The 21,022-nt window shown below is 57.5% G+C and carries 15 protein-coding genes; 7 read left to right on the plus strand and 8 right to left on the minus strand.

Annotated features, from left to right (window positions below):
- Window position 1 precedes the first annotated feature (1 nt).
- A complete protein-coding gene (gene feoB / locus SPG90_RS19050) occupies window positions 2-2,320 on the plus strand; it encodes a Fe(2+) transporter permease subunit FeoB (protein WP_322408274.1) in 2,319 nt (772 codons plus the stop codon).
- Between the two features lie 10 nt (window positions 2,321-2,330).
- Window positions 2,331-2,567 carry a [Fe-S]-dependent transcriptional repressor FeoC gene (feoC, locus tag SPG90_RS19055; protein WP_126304229.1) on the plus strand — a complete coding sequence of 79 codons (237 nt, stop codon included), beginning with the start codon at window positions 2,331-2,333 and terminating at the stop codon, window positions 2,565-2,567.
- A 33-nt stretch (window positions 2,568-2,600) separates the two neighbouring features.
- Here the strand turns inward: feoC and SPG90_RS19060 are convergent, their stop codons facing one another.
- Window positions 2,601-2,870, minus strand: coding sequence for a YdgH/BhsA/McbA-like domain containing protein (locus SPG90_RS19060; protein ID WP_023309499.1), 270 nt, complete (start codon window positions 2,868-2,870; stop codon window positions 2,601-2,603).
- A 111-nt stretch (window positions 2,871-2,981) separates the two neighbouring features.
- The gene (gene bioH, locus SPG90_RS19065; RefSeq protein WP_047173951.1) at window positions 2,982-3,755 is read right to left on the minus strand and encodes a pimeloyl-ACP methyl ester esterase BioH; all 774 of its coding nucleotides are present in this window, start codon (window positions 3,753-3,755) and stop codon (window positions 2,982-2,984) included.
- Between the two features lie 36 nt (window positions 3,756-3,791).
- On the opposite strand from bioH, the gene gntX reads away from it, so the two are divergent.
- From gntX to gntT, 3 genes are all read left to right on the plus strand, one after another.
- On the plus strand, window positions 3,792-4,475 hold the full coding sequence (gene gntX, locus SPG90_RS19070) for a DNA utilization protein GntX (protein WP_047173952.1): 684 nt from the start codon (window positions 3,792-3,794) through the stop codon (window positions 4,473-4,475).
- 61 nt (window positions 4,476-4,536) lie between these two features.
- Window positions 4,537-5,112, plus strand: a complete 576-nt coding sequence (gene nfuA, locus SPG90_RS19075; RefSeq protein WP_008503055.1) for a Fe-S biogenesis protein NfuA — start codon at window positions 4,537-4,539, stop codon at window positions 5,110-5,112.
- A gap of 316 nt (window positions 5,113-5,428) precedes the next feature.
- Window positions 5,429-6,745, plus strand: coding sequence for a gluconate transporter (gntT, locus tag SPG90_RS19080; RefSeq protein WP_033146827.1), 1,317 nt, complete (start codon window positions 5,429-5,431; stop codon window positions 6,743-6,745).
- A 110-nt stretch (window positions 6,746-6,855) separates the two neighbouring features.
- Here gntT and malQ read toward each other — a convergent pair whose 3' ends face one another.
- Complete coding sequence (malQ, locus tag SPG90_RS19085) at window positions 6,856-8,934, minus strand: 4-alpha-glucanotransferase (RefSeq protein ID WP_322408275.1); 2,079 nt, start codon at window positions 8,932-8,934, stop codon at window positions 6,856-6,858.
- Window positions 8,935-8,943: 9 nt separating this feature from the next.
- On the minus strand, window positions 8,944-11,337 hold the full coding sequence (gene malP, locus SPG90_RS19090; protein ID WP_126304225.1) for a maltodextrin phosphorylase: 2,394 nt from the start codon (window positions 11,335-11,337) through the stop codon (window positions 8,944-8,946).
- A 586-nt stretch (window positions 11,338-11,923) separates the two neighbouring features.
- On the opposite strand from malP, the gene malT reads away from it, so the two are divergent.
- Entirely contained in the window at window positions 11,924-14,629 is a 2,706-nt protein-coding gene (gene malT / locus SPG90_RS19095) for an HTH-type transcriptional regulator MalT (protein WP_023309505.1), read from the plus strand.
- 98 nt (window positions 14,630-14,727) lie between these two features.
- Here the strand turns inward: malT and SPG90_RS19100 are convergent, their stop codons facing one another.
- Genes SPG90_RS19100 through glpE form a run of 3 tightly spaced genes read right to left on the minus strand, consistent with a single transcriptional unit; the run spans window position 14,728 to window position 16,713 of the window.
- Window positions 14,728-15,486 carry a DeoR/GlpR family transcriptional regulator gene (locus SPG90_RS19100; RefSeq protein ID WP_008503060.1) on the minus strand — a complete coding sequence of 253 codons (759 nt, stop codon included), beginning with the start codon at window positions 15,484-15,486 and terminating at the stop codon, window positions 14,728-14,730.
- Between the two features lie 16 nt (window positions 15,487-15,502).
- The gene (gene glpG, locus SPG90_RS19105; protein WP_045403342.1) at window positions 15,503-16,333 is read right to left on the minus strand and encodes a rhomboid family intramembrane serine protease GlpG; all 831 of its coding nucleotides are present in this window, start codon (window positions 16,331-16,333) and stop codon (window positions 15,503-15,505) included.
- A gap of 47 nt (window positions 16,334-16,380) precedes the next feature.
- A complete protein-coding gene (gene glpE / locus SPG90_RS19110) occupies window positions 16,381-16,713 on the minus strand; it encodes a thiosulfate sulfurtransferase GlpE (protein ID WP_045403340.1) in 333 nt (110 codons plus the stop codon).
- A 250-nt stretch (window positions 16,714-16,963) separates the two neighbouring features.
- Here glpE and glpD point away from each other — a divergent pair, with 250 nt between their 5' ends.
- Window positions 16,964-18,472, plus strand: a complete 1,509-nt coding sequence (glpD, locus tag SPG90_RS19115) for a glycerol-3-phosphate dehydrogenase (RefSeq protein ID WP_213751869.1) — start codon at window positions 16,964-16,966, stop codon at window positions 18,470-18,472.
- A gap of 95 nt (window positions 18,473-18,567) precedes the next feature.
- On the opposite strand, the gene glgP is transcribed toward glpD, so the two are convergent.
- A complete protein-coding gene (gene glgP, locus SPG90_RS19120) occupies window positions 18,568-21,015 on the minus strand; it encodes a glycogen phosphorylase (RefSeq protein ID WP_163354612.1) in 2,448 nt (815 codons plus the stop codon).
- Window positions 21,016-21,022: the final 7 nt, after the last annotated feature.

Here is a 21,022-nt window from a genome sequence, read left to right on the forward strand (position 1 = left end):
AATGAAAAAGTTAACTATTGGCTTAATTGGCAATCCTAATTCCGGCAAGACCACCCTTTTTAACCAGCTGACCGGCGCACGCCAGCGCGTGGGCAACTGGGCGGGCGTGACGGTTGAGCGTAAAGAGGGCCAGTTCACGACAACAGACAACCAGGTGACGCTGGTCGACCTTCCCGGCACATACTCCTTAACCACCATTTCGTCGCAAACCTCGCTCGATGAGCAGATTGCCTGCCACTATATTCTTGGCGGCGACGCGGACCTGCTGATCAACGTGGTCGACGCCTCCAATCTCGAGCGTAACCTTTATCTGACGCTGCAGCTGCTGGAGCTGGGGATCCCCTGCATTGTGGCGCTCAACATGCTCGACATTGCGGAGAAACAAAAGCTGCGTATCGACGTCGATGCCCTCTCCGCGCGCCTGGGTTGCCCGGTCGTTCCGCTGGTCTCGACGCGCGCTCGCGGTATTGATGCGCTGAAGCTGGCCATTGACCGTCACCAGGGCAATCATGACATTGAGCTGGTGCATTACGCGCAGCCTCTCCTGCGCGAAGCCAACGTGCTGGCGCAGGAAATGGACACCGGTATGCCAGCAAAACAGCGCCTGTGGCTTGGCCTGCAGATGCTGGAAGGGGATATCTACAGCCGCGCTTACGCCGGGCATGCGGCCGATAAGCTGGACGCCACGGTGGCCCGTCTTAGCGACGAGCTGGACGACCCGGCGCTGCACATCGCCGATGCACGTTACCAGGCCATCGCCTCGATTTGCGACGTTGTCAGCAACGCCCTGACGGCAGAGCCCAGCCGCTTTACGGCGGCGGTGGACAAGGTTGTGCTTAACCGCTTCCTCGGTTTGCCCATCTTCCTGCTGGTCATGTACGTGATGTTCCTGCTCGCCATTAACATCGGCGGCGCCCTCCAGCCCATTTTCGACGCCGGTTCCGTCGCGGTCTTCGTCCACGGAATTCAGTGGGTAGGGTATACCCTTCACTTCCCGGAATGGTTGACCATCTTCCTCGCGCAGGGGATCGGCGGCGGTATCAATACCGTTCTGCCGCTGGTGCCGCAGATCGGCATGATGTACCTGTTCCTCTCGTTCCTGGAAGATTCCGGCTACATGGCGCGCGCCGCGTTCGTGATGGATCGTCTGATGCAGGCGCTGGGTCTGCCGGGTAAATCCTTCGTCCCGCTGATTGTCGGCTTCGGCTGTAACGTGCCGTCGGTGATGGGAGCCCGCACCCTGGATGCGCCGCGTGAACGTCTGATGACCATCATGATGGCGCCATTTATGTCCTGCGGTGCCCGTCTGGCCATTTTTGCGGTCTTTGCCGCAGCCTTCTTTGGTCAGCAGGGCGCGCTGGCGGTCTTCTCGCTGTACGTGCTGGGCATCGTGATGGCGATCCTCACCGGTTTAATGCTGAAGCACACCATCATGCGCGGTGAAGCGTCACCGTTTGTGATGGAATTGCCGGTGTATCACGTGCCGCACCTGAAAAGCCTGGCGATCCAGACCTGGCAGCGTCTGAAAGGGTTTGTGCTGCGCGCCGGTAAGGTGATTGTCATCGTCAGCATTTTCCTGAGCGCCCTGAACAGCTTTACCCTGAGTGGACAGGCAGCGGATAACATTGACGACTCTGCCCTCGCCTCCGTCAGCCGCGTCATCACGCCGGTCTTCAAACCGATTGGCGTGCATGAGGATAACTGGCAGGCGACCGTCGGGCTGTTCACCGGCGCGATGGCGAAAGAGGTGGTTGTCGGCACCCTGAACACGCTTTACACCGCAGAGAACATTCAGGAACAGGAATTTAATCCGGCAGAGTTTCATCTCGGTCATGAACTGCTGGGTGCCGTAGAGGAAACCTGGCAGAGCCTGAAGGACACCTTTAGCCTGAGCGTGCTGGCGAACCCGATTGAGGCCAGCAAAGGTGACGGCGAAATGGCGACGGGTGCCATGGGCGTGATGGGCGAGAAATTTGGCAGCGCGTCCGCGGCCTACAGCTACCTCATCTTTGTTCTGCTCTACATTCCGTGCATCTCCGTGATGGGGGCGATTGCCCGCGAGTCCAGCCGCGGCTGGATGGGCTTCTCCATCCTGTGGGGGTTAAACATTGCCTACTCGCTGGCGACGCTGTTTTATCAAATCGTTAACTTCAGCCAGCATCCGCGCTACAGCCTGGTCTGCATTCTCGCGGTTGTGCTGTTTAACGTGTTAGTGCTCGGCCTGCTGCGGCGTGCGCGCAGCCGCGTCGACATCGACCTGCTGGCAAACCGTAAAACCGCCGCAACCTGCTGCAGCAGCCCGGCGGGCGACTGTCACTAAGGAGCAACCTATGGCATCGTTGATTCAGGTTCGTGATCTGCTGGCGCTGCAGGGGCGAATGCAGGCGAAACAGCTGAGCCTCAGCCTGCATACGCCGCAGCCGATGATCGATGCCATGCTGGAAAGACTGGAAGCCATGGGGAAAGCCGTACGGATTCAGGAAGACGCGGAGGGCTGTCTCTCCGGCAGCTGTAAAAGCTGTCCGGAAGGAAAGGCCTGCCTCAGGGAGTGGTGGGCGCTGCGTTAATAAAGCCGGGCATAGCTGCCCGGCTTTATCGTATTACTTGTAGACGTCCGCCGTTGCGCGCACGTTTTTGGTCTGCTTTTCAGCGCTGGTGACGACGTAGTACGTTCCGCCCAGCTCATCCGCTTTCTTCGACAGCTCTTTTCTCGCGTCCATCGGCGCGGTGGTGTCAGACGTAGAAATCTCACCAATTTTCGTCAAATTCATGCCGGCAACTTTATCTTTTTCCAGCTCTTTTGCCGCAAAGACGCCAAATGACAGTGACCCAATAACCAGAGAAGTGACAATACCTGTAACAAGTTTCATAGCCTGACTCTCCATAGGATTGTTGTTTTGATTATCGTAGGCAGAACAACCGCAACGACATCTGGAGTATGGTTGCGGTGTGTTATTTTTTCCAGGATGGATAGAAAATAATCAGTCGAAACGTTGACTTAACGCAATGAGCGCTGAACAAAATTCCGTCGGATGAGAGATAAACGGGGCATGCGCGGCCTTGGCAATAATCTGCGATTCGCTGTCCGGCCAGAGCGAATCCAGCAGCGGAACCACTTTGCGCGGCACAATCCCGTCGAGATAACCGTAGATACGCAGGTGCGGCACCGTCAGAGCTGCCAGCGGCTCGCGCAGATCAACCGTTTTCAGGAGCTCAAGACCGCCGTTAAGCACCTCAACCTCCGGCATCGGCAGCGAAAGCACGGTCTGCTTCAGCGTTCGGGCATCCTTACGCGCGGTGTCAGTGCCCATTGTCTGCAATGCCAGGAACCGCTCTACTGTCCGCTGGAAATCGTCGCTCAGCTGCTGCTGGAAGCCCGCCAGCACGTCAGGCTTGATCCCCGGCCACTCTTCCTGCGCGCTAAAACAGGGCGATGACGCCACCGTCACCAGCGCTTTTACGCGGTCAGGGTGCGACAGCGCAATCTGGCTTGCCACCAGCCCGCCCAGGCTCCAGCCCAGCCAAACCGCGTTTTGCGGCGCAGCGTCCAGAACCTGCTGCGCCATCTCATCAAGCGACAACGCGCCATACCCGCGGCTGCGGCCAAAGCCGGGTAAGTCCACCAGATGCAGCGTGAAATGCGAGGCAAGTTCCTCACGTATGCAATGCCATATCTCCGCGTTCAGGCCCCATCCGTGCAGCAGCACAAGATGGCAATTTCCTGTCCCTACGGTCTGCCACCACAGCCTCTTCATCAGTTACTGTTCTCTTTTTTCACATGGAGGTTGCACATGCTAACAGTACCCGGCTTGTGCTGGCTATGCCAAATGCCGCTGGCGCTCAGCGGGTGGGGCGTCTGCTCCGTCTGCACGCGATCGCTGCAATGGCGTATCGGGATCTGTCCACAATGTGGTTTACCGGCCACAAACCCCTCGTTGCCCTGTGGCCGCTGCCTGAAAAAATCCCCGCCGTGGAGCGCCCTGGTGGCCGTGGATGATTATGTCCCCCCGCTGAGCAGACTGGTTCATGCGCTGAAGTTTTCCGGGCAGAGCTCGCTGGCACAGCCCCTTGCCCGACTGCTGTTGCTGGCGGTTCTGCAAGCGCGACGTCACCGGGCATTGCCGAAAATTGACATGGTAGTGAATGTTCCCTTATACCGGCGTCGGCACTGGCGGCGCGGCTATAACCAGAGTGACCTGATCTGCCGTCCCCTCGCGCGGTGGCTCGGCTGCCGGTATGAGGCCCACGCGCTGACACGCGTTCATGCCACCGCCATCCAGCATCAGCTCAGCGCCCGGCTTCGCAAAAGAAACCTCAAAAATGCCTTTCGCCTTGAATTGCCGGTCGACGGTCTCCATATCGCGATTGTGGATGATGTCGTCACCACGGGCAGTACCGTTGCTGAACTTTCCCGACTGCTTTTGCGAAGCGGCGCCGCGTCGGTTCAGGTATGGTGTCTGTGCCGTACCTTGTAGCCCTTCTTCAATGGGCGTATGATTATACCCAGGTAATTTAGTCAACTATTAGGCCAAAGCTATGATCCGTATTTCCGATTCTGCACAAGCGCACTTTGCCAAACTGCTGGCAAATCAGGAAGAAGGGACGCAGATCCGCGTGTTTGTGATTAATCCAGGCACTCCGAATGCAGAATGTGGTGTTTCTTATTGTCCTCCGGACGCTGTGGAAGCCACCGACACTGCCCTTAAATTTGAGCAGCTCACCGCCTACGTTGATGAGCTGAGCGCACCGTATCTTGAAGATGCGGAGATCGACTTCGTCACCGACCAGCTGGGTTCTCAGCTGACCCTGAAAGCACCGAACGCGAAAATGCGTAAAGTCTCTGACGATGCCCCGCTGATGGAGCGCGTTGAGTATCTGCTGCAATCCCAGATCAACCCACAGCTGGCGGGCCACGGCGGTCGTGTTTCCCTGATGGAAATCACCGACGAAGGTTTTGCCATTCTGCAGTTTGGCGGCGGCTGTAACGGCTGTTCTATGGTCGATGTGACGCTGAAAGAAGGGATCGAGAAGCAGCTGCTGAACGAGTTCCCTGAACTGAAAGGCGTGCGTGACCTGACCGAGCACCAGCGCGGCGAGCACTCTTACTACTGATTCATTGCCCATCTGTATTGCCCGGTGGCGCTGCGCTTACCGGGCCTACAAAACCCTGCTCCCCCTCTTCGCTCCCCTCTATATGTTGACCTGCGTCTCATAATTCACATTTTGCCTGCCAGGGTGATTCTCAATCACGTCATGTTACCCGTATCATTCTCATGGGCACTAAGCACACCCATAACAGCCGACTAAACTTAATCGTTTAAAAGGCATCAGTATTAGTGCCGTTACTTCTCTGTTCCCGGTTGGGACAATCGGAATTTGTCGTTGAAACAATGACGTTACCCATAACAATTCAAAGGCCAGGTAAATCATGCCATTAGTCATCGTTGCTATCGGTGTTGTGTTATTACTGCTCTTGATGATCCGCTTCAAAATGAACGGATTTATCGCTCTGGTTCTGGTGGCACTTGCAGTCGGTCTGATGCAGGGTATGCCGCTGGTTAAAGTTATAAGTTCCATCAAAGCCGGCGTCGGCGGCACGCTCGGCAGCCTGGCGCTGATCATGGGCTTCGGCGCCATGCTCGGCAAAATGCTGGCAGACTGCGGGGGCGCGCAGCGTATCGCCACCACGCTGATTGCCAAATTTGGCAAGAAGAACATCCAGTGGGCGGTGGTATTAACCGGTTTTACCGTCGGCTTCGCGCTGTTCTATGAAGTGGGCTTCGTGCTGATGCTGCCGCTGGTGTTCACCATCGCGGCTGCGGCAAACATCCCGCTGCTGTATGTCGGTGTGCCAATGGCTGCGGCGCTGTCCGTGACTCACGGCTTCCTGCCGCCGCACCCGGGTCCAACCGCTATCGCAACCATCTTCCACGCGGATATGGGTAAAACCCTGCTGTTCGGTACGATTCTGGCGATCCCAACCGTGATTCTGGCGGGCCCGGTTTATGCCCGCTTCCTGAAAGGCATTGATAAGCCGATTCCGGAAGGTCTGTACAGCGCCAAAACCTTCACCGAAGAAGAGATGCCGGGCTTTGGCGTCAGCGTCTGGACCTCCCTGGTACCGGTGATCCTGATGGCGATGCGCGCCGTGGCAGAGATGATCCTGCCTAAAGGTCATGCGTTCCTGTCCGTGGCGGAATTCCTGGGTGACCCGGTGATGGCAACGCTGATTGCCGTGCTGATCGCGATGTTCACCTTCGGCCTGAACCGCGGCCGTTCAATGGATCAGATCAACGATACGCTGACCTCTTCCATCAAAATCATTGCCATGATGCTCCTGATCATCGGCGGTGGCGGTGCATTCAAGCAGGTTCTGGTCGACAGCGGCGTGGACAAATACATCGCCGCCATGATGCATGAAACCAACGTATCGCCGCTCCTGATGGCCTGGTCTATTGCCGCGGTTCTGCGTATTGCGCTGGGTTCAGCGACCGTTGCGGCGATCACCGCAGGCGGTATCGTTGCCCCGCTGATTGCGACCACGGGCGTAAGCCCTGAACTGATGGTTATCGCCGTCGGTTCCGGTAGCGTGATTTTCTCTCACGTTAACGACCCTGGCTTCTGGCTATTCAAGGAGTACTTCAACCTGACTATCGGTGAAACCATCAAGTCCTGGTCCGCGCTGGAAACCATTATTTCGGTGTGTGGTCTGGTCGGGGTGCTGCTGTTGAATATGGTGGTTTGATGTAAAAAAGCCGGGTGGCGCTGACGCATACCCGGCCTACTCGATCCATGCAGGCCCGGTAAGCGTAGCGCCACCGGGCAATAAAAAACCCGCCACTGGCGGGTTTTTTATCACTTCTTCGCGGCTGCTTTTCGCCGCTTGTCCAAATCCTTAATCAGCTTGTTAACCCCGTCATCGGCAAACATCTTCTCAAGCGTTGTGGACAGCTTGCGACGCCAGTTCTTGTACTGATAGCTAGTGCTCGGAATGTTCACCGGCTCCGCCATATCAATCCAGTCTTCAGGCTGCAGGCCCAGCAGCGCGCTGTTGCTGTCGGCAATATAGCGCTGTAGGCCGCGATTGAGGGTCGCGGTCATCGACATCAATGACGCCTTATGTCCGGCACGTTTCGGCAGACAGCCCTGCTTGTGCAGCGCATCCAGCAGCCCCTGCTTAGAGAGCTCGCGATCCTGATACAGGCCGCGCAAAACCTCTTCATCAGGATACAGACCCAGCGTTTTACCGAGCGTCAGATCACCGCTTTCCCAATAGCCACGAAGCGTAGGAAGGTCATGCGTCGTCGCGACTGCCATTGACTGTTCAGGGTACGCTTTCGGCGCGCGGAAGGTTTTCTCATGGTCGTTTTCAAAATAGAGCACTTTATAGGAGTAGACGCCGCTGTCGCGGAGCTTGCTGACAATTTCCACCGGCACGGTACCGAGATCTTCACCGATCACCATGCACTGATGGCGCTTACTTTCCAGCGCCAGGATCGACAGCAGATCGTCAACCGGATACTGCACGTACGCGCCGTGATCGGCCGTTTCACCGTACGGGATCCACCACAGACGCAGCACGGACATCACATGGTCGATACGCAGCGCCCCGCAGTTCTGCATGTTCGCGCGCAGCAGGTCGATAAATGGCTCGTAGGCGCGCGCCGCCATGACGTGCGGATCCATCGGCGGCAATCCCCAGTTCTGGCCGAGCGGGCCAAGGATATCCGGTGGCGCGCCGACGGAGGCTTTCAGACAGTAAAGCTCGCGGTCGCACCAGGTTTCCGCGCCGCCTTCCGCCACGCCCACGGCCAGATCGCGGTACAGGCCAATCGGCATCTTATAGCCCTGGCTCACCTGCCAGCAGGCGGCAAACTGGCTGTACGCCAGCCACTGCAGCCACAGGTAGAAGTCCACTTCATCGGCATATTTTTTACAGAACGCTTTTACTTCAGGCGTGTCGACGGACTGATACGCTTCCGGCCAGACCGGCCAGCCCCAGCGCATTTCGTCCTCTTTCACCTGATACGCGTGCAGCGCATCAAACGCCGCCTGCCAGTACAGGCTCTCGCCCTCCTGCGTTACAAACTGGCGGAACGCGGCCATCTGCTCGTCATCACGCTGCGAAAAGCCTTTCCACGCCAGACGCAGAGCGGCCATTTTCAGCGCCGTGACGGTGGAATAGTCCACCCAGTCCGCGTCGCGCGCCTGCTTCAGTGCCTGCTGCGTGGTGCTGAGTTTCCACCACGCCTGCGCCTCTTTGCTGTTTTTGAAGTCATCTAACGCGTTAACGTCGATATAAATCACGTTCAGCCAGCGGCGGGACGACGGGCTATAAGGGCTGGCGCTCTCCGGGTTGGCCGGATAGAGCGCGTGGATCGGGTTGAGCCCGATAAACGCGCCGCCGCGCTCGCCTACATCCACCAGCATCTTTTTCAGATCGCCAAAATCACCGATGCCCCAGTTGCTGTCGGAGCGCAGGGTGTAGAGCTGCACGCAGGCGCCCCACAGCTTTTTGCCTTCGAGTAGCGCCTGCGGCTCGTAGCAGCGTTTTGGCGCGACGATCACCCGGCAATGGAAACGCAGGTCATCCTGGGTGAGCGTGAGGGTGTGATACCCCTCCGGCAGCTTCGCCGGAAGGTTTAACGTTTTGCCGCCGGTGGCGTGGCCTTTGTGCTGATGCCCCTCTTCGGTGGTAAGCAGCCAGCTAAACTCGCCGCGCCCCTCCACCGCCAGCGGCATCTTTTTGCCTGCGGTGAACACCTTCACGTTCGGCACCGGCGCAACCGACGCTTTCGCGTCGGCCTTGTGCATGGCATCCAGCAAACGTCTTTTGGTGTCGGCGCCAATAGACTGCGGTTTGCCGTGCGCATTAATGTAACTGAGGCTGATCCCCGCCGCCTGCGCGGCGCTGTCCAGACGTTTACTCTCCATCGCGCTTCCTTAGCGTTTTGCCTGCCAGATACGGGCCTGATAATCACGGATTGAACGGTCAGAGCTGAACATACCGCAGCGCGCAGTGTTCAGAATGCACGCGCGGGTCCAGGCCTCCTGGTCGCGATACAGCACGTCGACCTGCTTTTGCGCTTCAACGTAGGCCGTGAAGTCCGCCATCACCAGATACGGGTCACCGCCGTGTTTGTCCATGCTGTGCAGCATCTGGTCAAACGCGTGCTTGTCGCCGTCGCTGTATTTACCGCTTTCCAGCTCCTTCAGCACCGCGTCGAGCACCTTGTCTTTCTTACGCCATTTCACCGGGTCATAGCCTTTAGCCTTGATGGCTTTCACCTCTTCCACGGTGTGGCCGAAGATAAAGATGTTCTCTTCACCCACCTTCTCGGCGATTTCGACGTTGGCCCCGTCGAGCGTGCCGACGGTCAGCGCGCCGTTCAACGCCAGCTTCATGTTGCCGGTACCGGATGCTTCTTTACCTGCGGTAGAGATCTGCTCGGAAATATCCGCCGCCGGGATCAGCATTTCCGCCGCCGAGACGCAGTAGTCCGGCAGGAACACCACCTTCAGCTTGTCGCCCACTTTCGGATCGCTGTTGATCGCCGCCGCCACTTTATTGATGGCGAGGATAATGTTTTTCGCCAGGTAGTAGCCCGGCGCCGCTTTCGCACCGAACAGGAACACGCGCGGCACGCGGTCGGCCTGCGGGTTCTCGCGGATCTCTTTGTACAGCGCCAGAATGTGCAGCAGGTTCAGGTGCTGACGTTTGTACTCGTGCAGACGTTTGATCTGAATGTCGAAAATGGCATTCGGGTTGATCTCAATCCCGGTACGCATTTTCACGAACTCAGCCAGGCGAACCTTGTTCTCCAGCTTGATCGCGCGGTACTGCTCGCGGAATTTCGCGTCGTCAGCCTGTTTTTCCAGGTTGATGAGCTGGTCCAGATCGTTGGCCCACTCTTTCTTCAGGGTCTTATCCAGCAGACCGGCCAGCAGCGGGTTGCACTGCTTGATCCAGCGACGCGGCGTGATGCCGTTGGTCACGTTGTGGAATTTGGTTGGCCACAGCTGGTGGTATTCCGGGAAGAGATCTTTGACCACCAGATCCGAGTGCAGCGCCGCCACGCCATTCACCGCAAAGCCGCTGACCACGCACATATTCGCCATGCGCACCTGCTTGTCGTGAACCACCGCCAGCTTCGCCCAGACCGCCTTGTTGCCCGGCCAGGTTTTATCCACGAGCTTTTTAAACTGGTCGTTAATTTTGTTGATGATCTGCATGTGGCGCGGCAGCAGCGTTTTCACCAGCTTCTCATCCCAGCACTCAAGCGCCTCTGGCATCAGAGTGTGGTTGGTGTAGGCAAAGGTACGGCTGGTGATGGCCCAGGCGTCGTCCCAGCTCAGCTGATGCTCGTCGATCAGCACGCGCAGCAGCTCCGGGATGGCAATGGTCGGGTGCGTGTCGTTGAGCTGAATCACTTCAAAGTCCGGCAGCTGCGCCAGCTTGCGGCCCTCCAGGTGATGGCGACGCAGAATGTCCGCCACGGAGCAGGCGCACTGGAAGTACTGTTGCATCAGGCGCAGCTTTTTACCGGCCAGGTGGTTGTCGTTCGGATAGAGGACTTTGGTCAGCTTCTCGGCGTCGATGCCCTGCTGCTCGGCGCGCAGGAAATCGCCGTCGTTGAATTTGGTCAGGTTAAACGGATGCGCGTGCTTCGCCTGCCACAGACGCAGCGGCTGCGCCACGCCGTTACGATAGCCGAGCACCGGCAGATCCCAGGCTTCGCCGGTGATGGTGAACGCCGGTTCCCAGAGCCCCTGCTTTGTCACTTTCCCGCCAATGCCGACCTGCACATCCAGCTGCGCGTTGTGGCGGAACCACGGATAGGTATTGCGATGCCAGTCGTCCGGCGCTTCCATCTGATGGCCATCGGCAAACGACTGACGGAACAGGCCGTACTGGTAGTTCAGACCATAGCCGATCGCCGACTGGCCGACGGTCGCCATGGAGTCAAGGAAACAGGCTGCCAGACGTCCCAGGCCGCCGTTGCCCAGCGCCGGGTCAATCTCTTCTTCGAGCAGGTCGGTCAGGTTAATGTCGTGTTCTTTGAGGACGTCACCGACGTCCTGATACCAGCCAAGGTTCAACAGGTTGTTGCCCGTCAGACGGCCAATCAGGAATTCCATAGAGATATAGTTCACGTGACGCTGGCCTTTAACAGGCTTCGCCACCGGTTGAGCATCCAGCTGCTCTGCGAGCGCACCGCTCACGGCCTGCCACCACTGATGAGGCGTCATCTCGTTTGCAGCATGAAGGCCAAAACGCTGCCACTGACGCGTCAGGGCAGCCTGGAATTGAGCTTTGTTGAAGGTAGGCTGTGACATAGGGGATCGGCATCCTTTAGAAAGAAAACACAAGTTGGCGCTAGTGTGCCTGGCTCATTTCCCCTCTTCCTCCTCCTGTGGGGGATTAGACAGGGAGGAGTAGCGGGGATGAGCATAAAAGTGTGATCGAGGCCACTCTCAGAGCATAGTTCGAGTGTGCCCGGAAGATAAAAAAGTAATCGGGGAGAATGTCAAAGAAATGAAATGCAGTTTCGGGTGAGATTAATCCGTTCTGAAATGATTACTTACGTAGAATAATAATTTAGTTATCGGGTTACATCTCCGGAGACTATTACTCTCACTCAACTTTACCCGCACTTTATTAAATTTGACGTCACTATATCTTTCTGAAACCAGTTTCAGCGCAGCGGCAATGTATACAGACAAGCCAGCAGTGACGCGGCGTTACGGCCCTTTCGAGAAAGTTCCAACATTTGCCTGAATGTTTTGTGACAGAGTGCAAATTCAGAACCACAAAACCCAGACATAACTTGCAATAGTTCTCTTTCTGTTCGACCTTATATCGTATTAATTACGAAGCGCAAAAAAAATAAAATCTCTCGTTCCCCACAGTGAAGTGAAACCTATGTTGATTCCGTCTAAATTAAGTCGCCCGGTTCGTCTTGACCATACAGTGGTCCGCGAGCGTCTGTTGGCTAAACTTTCCGGCGCGCATAATTTCCGACTGGCGCTGGTTACGAGTCCTGCAGGCTATGGAAAAACAACGCTCATTTCGCAATGGGCCGCGGGTAAAAGCGATCTTGGCTGGTACTCCCTCGACGAGGGCGATAACCAGCAGGAGCGTTTTGCCAGCTATCTGATTGCCGCCATACAGCAAGCCACCCATGGACACTGCGTCGCCAGTGAGGTGATGGTGCAAAAGCGCCAGTACGCCAGCCTGTCCTCCCTTTTCTCTCAGCTGTTTATCGAACTGGCCGAATGGCATCGCCCGCTTTACGTGGTGATCGACGATTACCATCTCATCACGAATCCGGTGATTCATGAATCGATGCGTTTCTTCCTCCGCCATCAGCCGGAAAACCTGACTTTAGTGGTGCTGTCACGCAACCTGCCGCAGCTGGGCATTGCCAACCTGCGCGTGCGCGATCAGCTTCTGGAAGTGGGCAGCCAGCAGCTGGCCTTTACCCACCAGGAAGCGAAGCAGTTCTTTGACTGCCGCCTGACATCACCGATTGAGGCCGCCGAAAGCAGCCGTCTGTGTGATGACGTTGCCGGCTGGGCCACGGCGCTGCAGCTTATCGCGCTCTCTGCCCGACAAAACAACAGTCCGGCGCATCAGTCTGCGCGGCGTCTGGCGGGCATCAACGCCAGTCACCTTTCTGACTACCTGGTGGATGAGGTGCTGGACAGCGTCGATCCCTCGACGCGTAATTTCCTGCTGAAAAGCTCTCTGCTGCGCTCCATGAACGATGCGCTCATCGTGCGCGTGACGGGGTGTGAAAACGGCCAGCTGCAGCTCGAAGAGATTGAACGTCAGGGTCTTTTCCTGACGCGCATGGACGATCCCGGCGAGTGGTTTAGCTATCACCCGCTGTTTGGCAGCTTCCTGCGCCAGCGCTGTCAGTGGGAACTGGCGGTTGAACTGCCGGAGATCCACCGCGCCGCTGCCGAAAGCTGGATGGCGCAAGGCTTTCCGAGCGAGGCCATCCACCACGCGCTGGCCGCCGGTGATGCCAGCATGCTGCGCGATATCCTCCTCAATCATGCGTGGGGCCTGTTTAACCACAGCGAGCTGACGCTGCTGGAAGAGTCTCTCAAAGCCCTGCCGTGGGAAAGCCTGCTGGAGAACCCGCGTCTGGTGCTGCTGCAGGCCTGGCTGATGCAGAGCCAGCACCGCTACAGCGAAGTGAACACCCTGCTGGCGCGCGCCGAGCAGGAGATGGAAAGCGAAATGGATACCACCCTGCACGGCGAATTTAACGCGCTGCGCGCTCAGGTGGCCATTAACGACGGCGACCCGGACGAAGCTGAACGGCTGGCGATGGTCGCGCTGGATGAACTGCCGCTGGCCAACTTCTACAGCCGCATCGTTGCGACCTCGGTGCACGGTGAAGTGCTGCACTGCAAAGGCGACCTCACGCGTTCGCTTTCACTGATGCAGCAAACCGAACAGATGGCGCGTCGTCATGATGTCTGGCATTACGCGCTGTGGAGCCTGATCCAACAGAGCGAGATTTTATTCGCACAGGGGTTCCTGCAGGCCGCCTGGGAAAACCAGGAAAAAGCGTTCCAGCTGATTCGCGAGCAGCACCTGGAACAGCTGCCGATGCACGAGTTCCTGTTGCGTATTCGCGCTCAGCTGCTGTGGGCCTGGTCGCGTCTGGATGAAGCGGAAAGCTGCGCCCGCCAGGGTGTGGATGTCCTTTCCAGCTTCCAGCCTCAGCAGCAGCTGCAGTGCCTGGCGCTGCTGGTGCAATGCTCGCTGGCGCGCGGCGATCTCGATAACGCCCGCAACCATCTGAACCGCCTGGAGAACCTGCTCGGCAACGGTCAGTATCATAGCGACTGGGTCTCTAACGCCGATAAGGTCCGGGTGATTTACTGGCAGATGACCGGCGATAAAAAATCCGCCGCCAACTGGCTGCGTCAGACGCCAAAACCGGAATTTGCTAACAACCACTTCCTGCAGAGCCAGTGGCGCAACATTGCCCGCGCGCAGATCCTGCTCGGTGAAATAGAGCCCGCAGAGATTGTGCTGGAAGAGCTGAACGAGAACGCGCGCAGCCTGCGTCTGATGAGCGACCTGAACCGTAACCTGCTGCTGCTGAACCAGCTTTACTGGCAGGCGGGTCGTAAAAACGATGCCCAGCGCGTGCTGCTGGAAGCGCTGCAGCTGGCTAACCGCACAGGGTTTATCAGCCACTTTGTGATTGAAGGTGAAGTGATGGCGCAGCAGCTGCGTCAGCTTATTCAGCTCAACACGCTGCCGGAGCTGGATCAGCATCGCGCCCAGCGCATTCTGCGCGAGATAAACCAGCATCATCGGCACAAGTTTGCGCATTTTGATGAGAACTTCGTTGAACGTCTGCTGAACCACCCGGAAGTGCCGGAGCTTATCCGCACCAGCCCGCTCACGCAGCGCGAATGGCAGGTTCTGGGGCTGATCTATTCAGGCTACAGCAACGAGCAGATTGCCGGCGAGCTGGCGGTGGCGGCGACCACCATCAAAACGCATATCCGCAATCTGTATCAGAAGCTGGGCGTGGCGCATCGTCAGGATGCGGTACAGCATGCGCAGCAGCTGTTGAAGATGATGGGGTATGGCGTTTAGGTTTTGTGCGGCCTGATGCCCTCACCCCGCCCCTCTCCCACAGGGAGAGGGAGAAAGTTTTGTAGGTCGGGTGAGCGCAGCGCCACCCGACACAAGTCCTAGCACAATTCCAGCTGCAAATTATTATCTTTAATCACCTGCATCACGCCCGCTGGCGGCATCACGTCGGTGTAGACCGCATCCACCATGCTGATGCTGCCCATGTTCACCATCGCATTTCGGCCAAACTTCGAATGGTCTACCACCAGCATCACGTGGCGTGAGTTCTCAATAATCGCGCGCTTGGTGCGCACCTCGTGATAATCAAACTCCAGCAGCGAGCCGTCGCTGTCGATGCCGCTGATCCCGAGAATGCCGAAGTCGAGGCGGAACTGAGAGATAAAATCGAGGGTCGCTTCGCCGATAATCCCGCCGTCGCGGCTGCGCAGTTCGCCGCCCGCGAGGATGATGCGGAAGTCATCTTTCTGCATCAGGGTATTGGCCACGTTCAGGTTGTTCGTGACCACGCGCAGGTTCTCGTGATCCAGCAGCGCATGGGCGACCGCTTCCGGCGTCGTGCCGATATCAATAAACAGCGTCGCGCCGTTAGGGATCTGGCTGGCGACCTTGCGGGCAATGCGCTCTTTCTCTGCCGTCTGCGTGGCTTTACGGTCGTGCCAGGAGGTGTTGACCGAACTGGACGGCAGCGCCGCGCCGCCGTGGTGGCGAAGAATGCGGTTCTGATCGGCCAGGTCGTTCAGGTCACGACGGATGGTTTGTGGGCTGACGGCAAACTGCTCCACCAGCTCTTCGGTGCTGACGTATCCCTGTTTTTTTACCAGTTCGATAATAGCGTCATGACGTTGTGTTTGTTTCATCAATTATCCCTGAGAATTATGTTCGTTTTCGCGCATGGAGCGTGTCGGCAAAGGCCATCGCCAGCCCCACGACCAGCCCGGCAACGTGTGCACCGTTGGCGATAGACATACCAAACAGATCAAACCACCCGGCAATTAGCCATATTAACGCAAAGGTTATTAATCCGCGCTGCAGATAGATGCCGCTTTCCGGATCGCGCTCCCCGCGAAGCCAGACATAGCCCATCAGGGCGTACACGACGCCCGACAGCCCGCCGAACCACGGCCCGCTGAACTTGTGCTGCACATAGCCGCTGAGCAGGGCGCTAATAAGGGTGATAACGATCAGCTTGCCGCTGCCCAGACGCTTTTCAACGGCGCCGCCGAGATACCACCACCAGAGCAGGTTGAAGAGGATATGCATCACCGAGAAGTGCATCAGCGCGTGGCTAAAGTAGCGCCAGACGTCAAACTCAAGAGACGGGTCATAGGGCCAGGCCAGAGCAATCATCACGCTCTGGTCGCCCACCACGTTCATGATAATGAAGACGATAATGCAGGCCGCCATCAGCAGCAAAGTAAACGGACCCGCGCGCTCGCGGATGGTGGCGAGGAAGGGAAAACGGCTGTAGTGCAATCCGCTGTCGGTCTGCCCGGACTGCCAGCTGGCCGCCAGATAACGCGGGTCGCCGGGGTTCTCAAGAAAACGCGCCAGCTCTTCGTTTACGTGCGCGGCCTGGCTCTCGTCGGCCAGCCAGACGTCGGTCTGGTTATGTTGCTGAATGGTCAGAATAACGCCCTGCGTCGCCATATAGTCGACAAACGCCTGGGCGACGCGCGGGTTGGTAAAAGAGGTGATCATCAACATGGGCAGCGGTCGCTTATTTCCACACAAAAGGGGACAGTATAGCGGGATCAGCGCTCAAAAGCGTATTCCACTTCTGCCGGGAAATGACGATGCCAGGCATCGAAGCCGCCGTCGACGCTGTATACCGCGTCGTAGCCCTGCTGAAGCAGATACTGCGCCGCGCCCTTGCTGCTGTTGCCGTGGTAGCACATGACCATGACCGGCGTCTCGAAGTCGTTATCGCGCATAAACGCGCTCAGCGTGTCGTTAGTGAGATGAAACGCGCCCGGCGTATGGCCCATCGCAAAACTCTGCGGATCGCGGATGTCCACCAACACCGCTTTTCCCTGGTGCATCTTCTGGTGGGCTTCTTCTACGTTAATACATTCAAACTGATCCATGGTGTTCTCTTTCTGTTGTTCAGGTTGGGTGCGCGCTGATGCCCTCACCCCAGCCCTCTCCCACGGGGAGAGGGAGAAAAGTTAGTCGCACTATTTTACCCCGTAGTGTACGTCCTGGCGGCGGGTAAACGCCATTATGTTATCCATATCACTCTAAATTGTTTTTTTGATGTTACCAAAAGCGCGTTCCTTTGCTATTATGAGCGATATCGAACATTTCTGAGCTTTAACGAAAGTGCATGAGGGTGTTATGGAAACCAAAGATCTGATTGTGATAGGCGGTGGCATCAACGGTGCCGGTATTGCGGTCGATGCCGCAGGACGCGGTTTATCCGTACTGATGCTGGAAGCTAACGATCTCGCCTGCGCGACGTCGTCCGCCAGCTCCAAACTGATTCACGGTGGCCTGCGCTACCTGGAACACTACGAATTCCGCCTGGTCAGTGAAGCACTGGCCGAACGTGAAGTGTTGCTGAAAATGGCACCGCATCTGGCGATTCCGATGCGCTTCCGCCTGCCCCATCGCCCGCATCTGCGTCCGGCGTGGATGATCCGTATTGGTCTGTTTATGTACGATCATCTGGGTAAACGCACCAGCCTCCCGGGTTCGAAAGGTTTGCGTTTTGGCTCAGAATCGGTCCTTAAGCCAGAAATTGTGCGCGGTTTCGAATATTCAGACTGCTGGGTGGACGACGCGCGCCTGGTGCTGGCGAATGCCCAGATGGTCGAGAAGAAAGGTGGCGAGGTGAAAACCCGTACCCGCGCGACCTCTGCACGTCGTGAAAACGGCCTGTGGATTGTGGAAGCGGAAGACATCGATACCGGCGAGAAATTTAGCTGGAAAGCGCGCGGTCTGGTGAACGCTACCGGCCCGTGGGTGAAGCAGTTCTTCGACGACGGCATGCATCTGCCTTCGCCGTACGGCATTCGCCTGATCAAGGGCAGCCACATTGTGGTACCGCGCGTGCATACGCAGAAGCAGGCCTACATTCTGCAGAACGAAGACAAGCGCATCGTGTTTGTGATCCCGTGGATGGACGAATTCTCGATCATCGGCACCACCGACGTGGAGTACAAAGGCGATCCGAAGAACGTCGAGATCGACGAGAGCGAAGTGAACTACCTGCTCAAAGTGTATAACGCGCACTTCAGGAAGCAGCTGTCACGCGATGACGTGGTCTGGACCTACTCCGGCGTGCGTCCGCTGTGCGATGACGAGTCTGATTCACCGCAGGCGATTACCCGCGACTATACGCTCGATATTCACGACGTTGACGGCCAGGCGCCGCTGCTTTCCGTGTTTGGCGGCAAGCTGACCACCTACCGCAAGCTGGCCGAGCACGCGCTGGAAAAACTGGCGCCGTACTATAAAGGCATTGGCCCGGCATGGACCAAAGGCGCGGTACTGCCCGGCGGTGATATCGGCGACAATCGCGATGATTACGCCGCCAAGCTGCGCCGTCGCTTCCCGTTCATCACCGAAGGGATGGCGCGCCACTATGCCCGCACCTACGGCAGCAATACCGAGCTGTTCCTGAGCGATGCGAAGGACATTGCGGATCTGGGCGAGCATTTCGGCCACGAGCTGTATGAAGCCGAGCTGCGCTACCTGGTTGAGCACGAGTGGGTTCGTCGTCTGGATGATGCTATCTGGCGTCGTACCAAAGAAGGTATGTGGCTCAACGCCGAGCAGCAGTCTCGCGTGGCGCAGTGGTTACAGCAAAATGCGGGGAAACGTGAGCTGTCGCTGGCGTCGTAATACGATCGGTGCGGGCTGTTGCCCTCATTCTGACCCTCCCCCACAGGGAGAGGGAACAAACACTAAAAACGGCAACCGAGGTTGCCGTTTTGCTTTTACAACCTCACCGGATCAATATGCCAGATCGTCTCGGCATACTCCTTGATGGTCCTGTCGGACGAGAAATAGCCCATATTGGCGATGTTATACATCGCGGCGCTGGTCCACTTCTCCTGCTGACGGTACAGTTCGTCCACCTTATCCTGACAGTCCACGTAGCTGCGATAATCCGCCAGCACCTGGTAGTGATCGCCAAAGTTAATCAGCGAATCCACCAGATCGCGATAGCGGCTCGGTTCATCCGGGCTAAATACGCCGGTCGCGATCTGCGTCAGCACCTGACGTAACTCTTCATCCTCTTCGTAATACTGACGCGGCGAGTAGCCTTTCCTGCGCAGCGCCTCCACCTCTTCCGTCGTGTTACCGAAGATAAAGATATTTTCTTCGCCCACGTGCTCCAGCATCTCGACGTTCGCCCCGTCCAGCGTACCAATGGTCAGCGCGCCGTTAAGGGCAAACTTCATGTTACTGGTGCCGGATGCTTCCGTACCCGCCGTGGAAATCTGCTCAGAGAGATCCGCCGCCGGGATGATCATCTGCGCCAGGCTTACGCTGTAGTTTGGAATGAATACCACCTTCAGCTTGTCGCCAATATCCGGATCCTGGTTAACCACCTTCGCCACATCGTTGATGAGATGAATAATGTGCTTCGCCATGTAGTAGGCGGAAGCCGCCTTACCGGCGAAGATCTTCACGCGCGGCACCCATTCGGCCGTTGGATCGGCCTTGATGCGGTTGTAATGGGTGATCACGTGCAGCACGTTCATCAGCTGACGCTTGTATTCGTGGATGCGTTTGATCTGAACGTCGAACAGCGCTTTCGGGTTTGCCACCACGTTGAGGTGCATCGCCAGCCAGACCGCCAGACGCTTTTTGTTCAGCAGCTTGGCTTCGCGCACGGCTTTGTTCACCGTCGGGAAATCAATATGCTGTTCCAGCTCGCTCAGCTGGCTCAAGTCGGTACGCCAGGTACGGCCGATATTCTCGTCCAGCACCTGAGAGAGCGGCTGGTTGGCCAGCGCCAGCCAGCGGCGCGGCGTGACGCCGTTGGTCACGTTGCAGAACCGCGTCGGGAAGATCTTCGCGAAGTCCGCAAACAGCGACTGCACCATCAGGTTCGAGTGGAGCTCGGACACGCCGTTGACCTTGTGGCTGATGACAACCGCCAGCCAGGCCATGCGCACGCGACGACCGTTCGACTCATCAATGATGGACGCACGGCTCAGCAGGCCGGTATCGTTCGGATACTGCTCCTGCAGCGTCTTAAGGAAGTAGTCGTTAATCTCAAAGATAATCTGCAGATGGCGCGGCAGGATTTTGCCGAGCATGTCCACCGGCCACGTCTCCAGCGCTTCGCTCATCAGCGTGTGGTTGGTGTATGAAAACACCTGGCAGGTCACCTCAAAGGCGTCATCCCAGCTGAACTTATGCTCGTCGATCAGCAGGCGCATCAGCTCCGGAATTGAGAGCACCGGGTGGGTGTCGTTAAGGTGGATCGCGGTTTTCTCCGCCAGGTTGGCGTAGGTTTTGTGCAGCTGATGGTGGCGGCTGAGGATGTCCTGAATGGTCGCCGAAACGAGGAAATACTCCTGACGCAGGCGCAGCTCGCGACCCGAGTAGGTCGAGTCATCCGGGTACAGCACGCGGGACACGTTCTCGGAGTGGTTTTTATCCTCCACCGCCGCGAAGTAGTCACCCTGGTTAAATTTACCGAGGTTAATTTCGCTACTGGCCTGGGCACTCCACAGGCGCAGCGTGTTGGTGGCGTCGGTATCGTAGCCGGGGATAATCTGGTCGTAGGCCACGGCCAGGATCTCTTCCGTTTCCACCCAGCGGGATTTTTTCCCTTCCTGCTGGATACGCCCGCCAAAGCGCACCTTGTAACGCGTGTTGTGGCGCTTGAATTCCCACGGGTTGCCGTACTCCAGCCAGTAGTCCGGCGACTCTTTCTGGCGCCCGTCGACGATGTTCTGTTTGAACATACCGTAGTCGTAGCGAATACCGTAGCCGCGGCCCGGCAGCGCCAGCGTCGCCAGCGAGTCGAGGAAGCAGGCGGCGAGACGCCCCAGGCCGCCGTTGCCGAGGCCCGGGTCGTTCTCTTCGTCGATCAGTTCTTCTAAATCTAACCCCATCTCTTCCAGGGCGGTTTTGACGTCGTCATAAATACCGAGCGACAACAGCGCGTTGGACAGCGTGCGGCCAATCAAAAATTCCATCGACAGGTAGTAAACCTGACGCGTTTCCTGCGAGAGCTGGGCGCGGTTTGAGCGCAGCCAGCGTTCAACTAAGCGGTCACGCACCGCAAACAGGGTGGCGTTCAGCCACTCGTGTTTGTTGGCGATAACCGGATCTTTCCCGATGGTGAACATCAGCTTGTAGGCGATGGAGTGCTTTAACGCCTCAACGCTGAGCGTGGGTGAAGAGTAGCTAAATGGAGCGTTCATATCAGTA

The organism is Enterobacter sp. D2 (genome assembly GCF_034427575.1).
Classification (GTDB): Bacteria; Pseudomonadota; Gammaproteobacteria; order Enterobacterales; family Enterobacteriaceae; genus Enterobacter; species Enterobacter cloacae_M.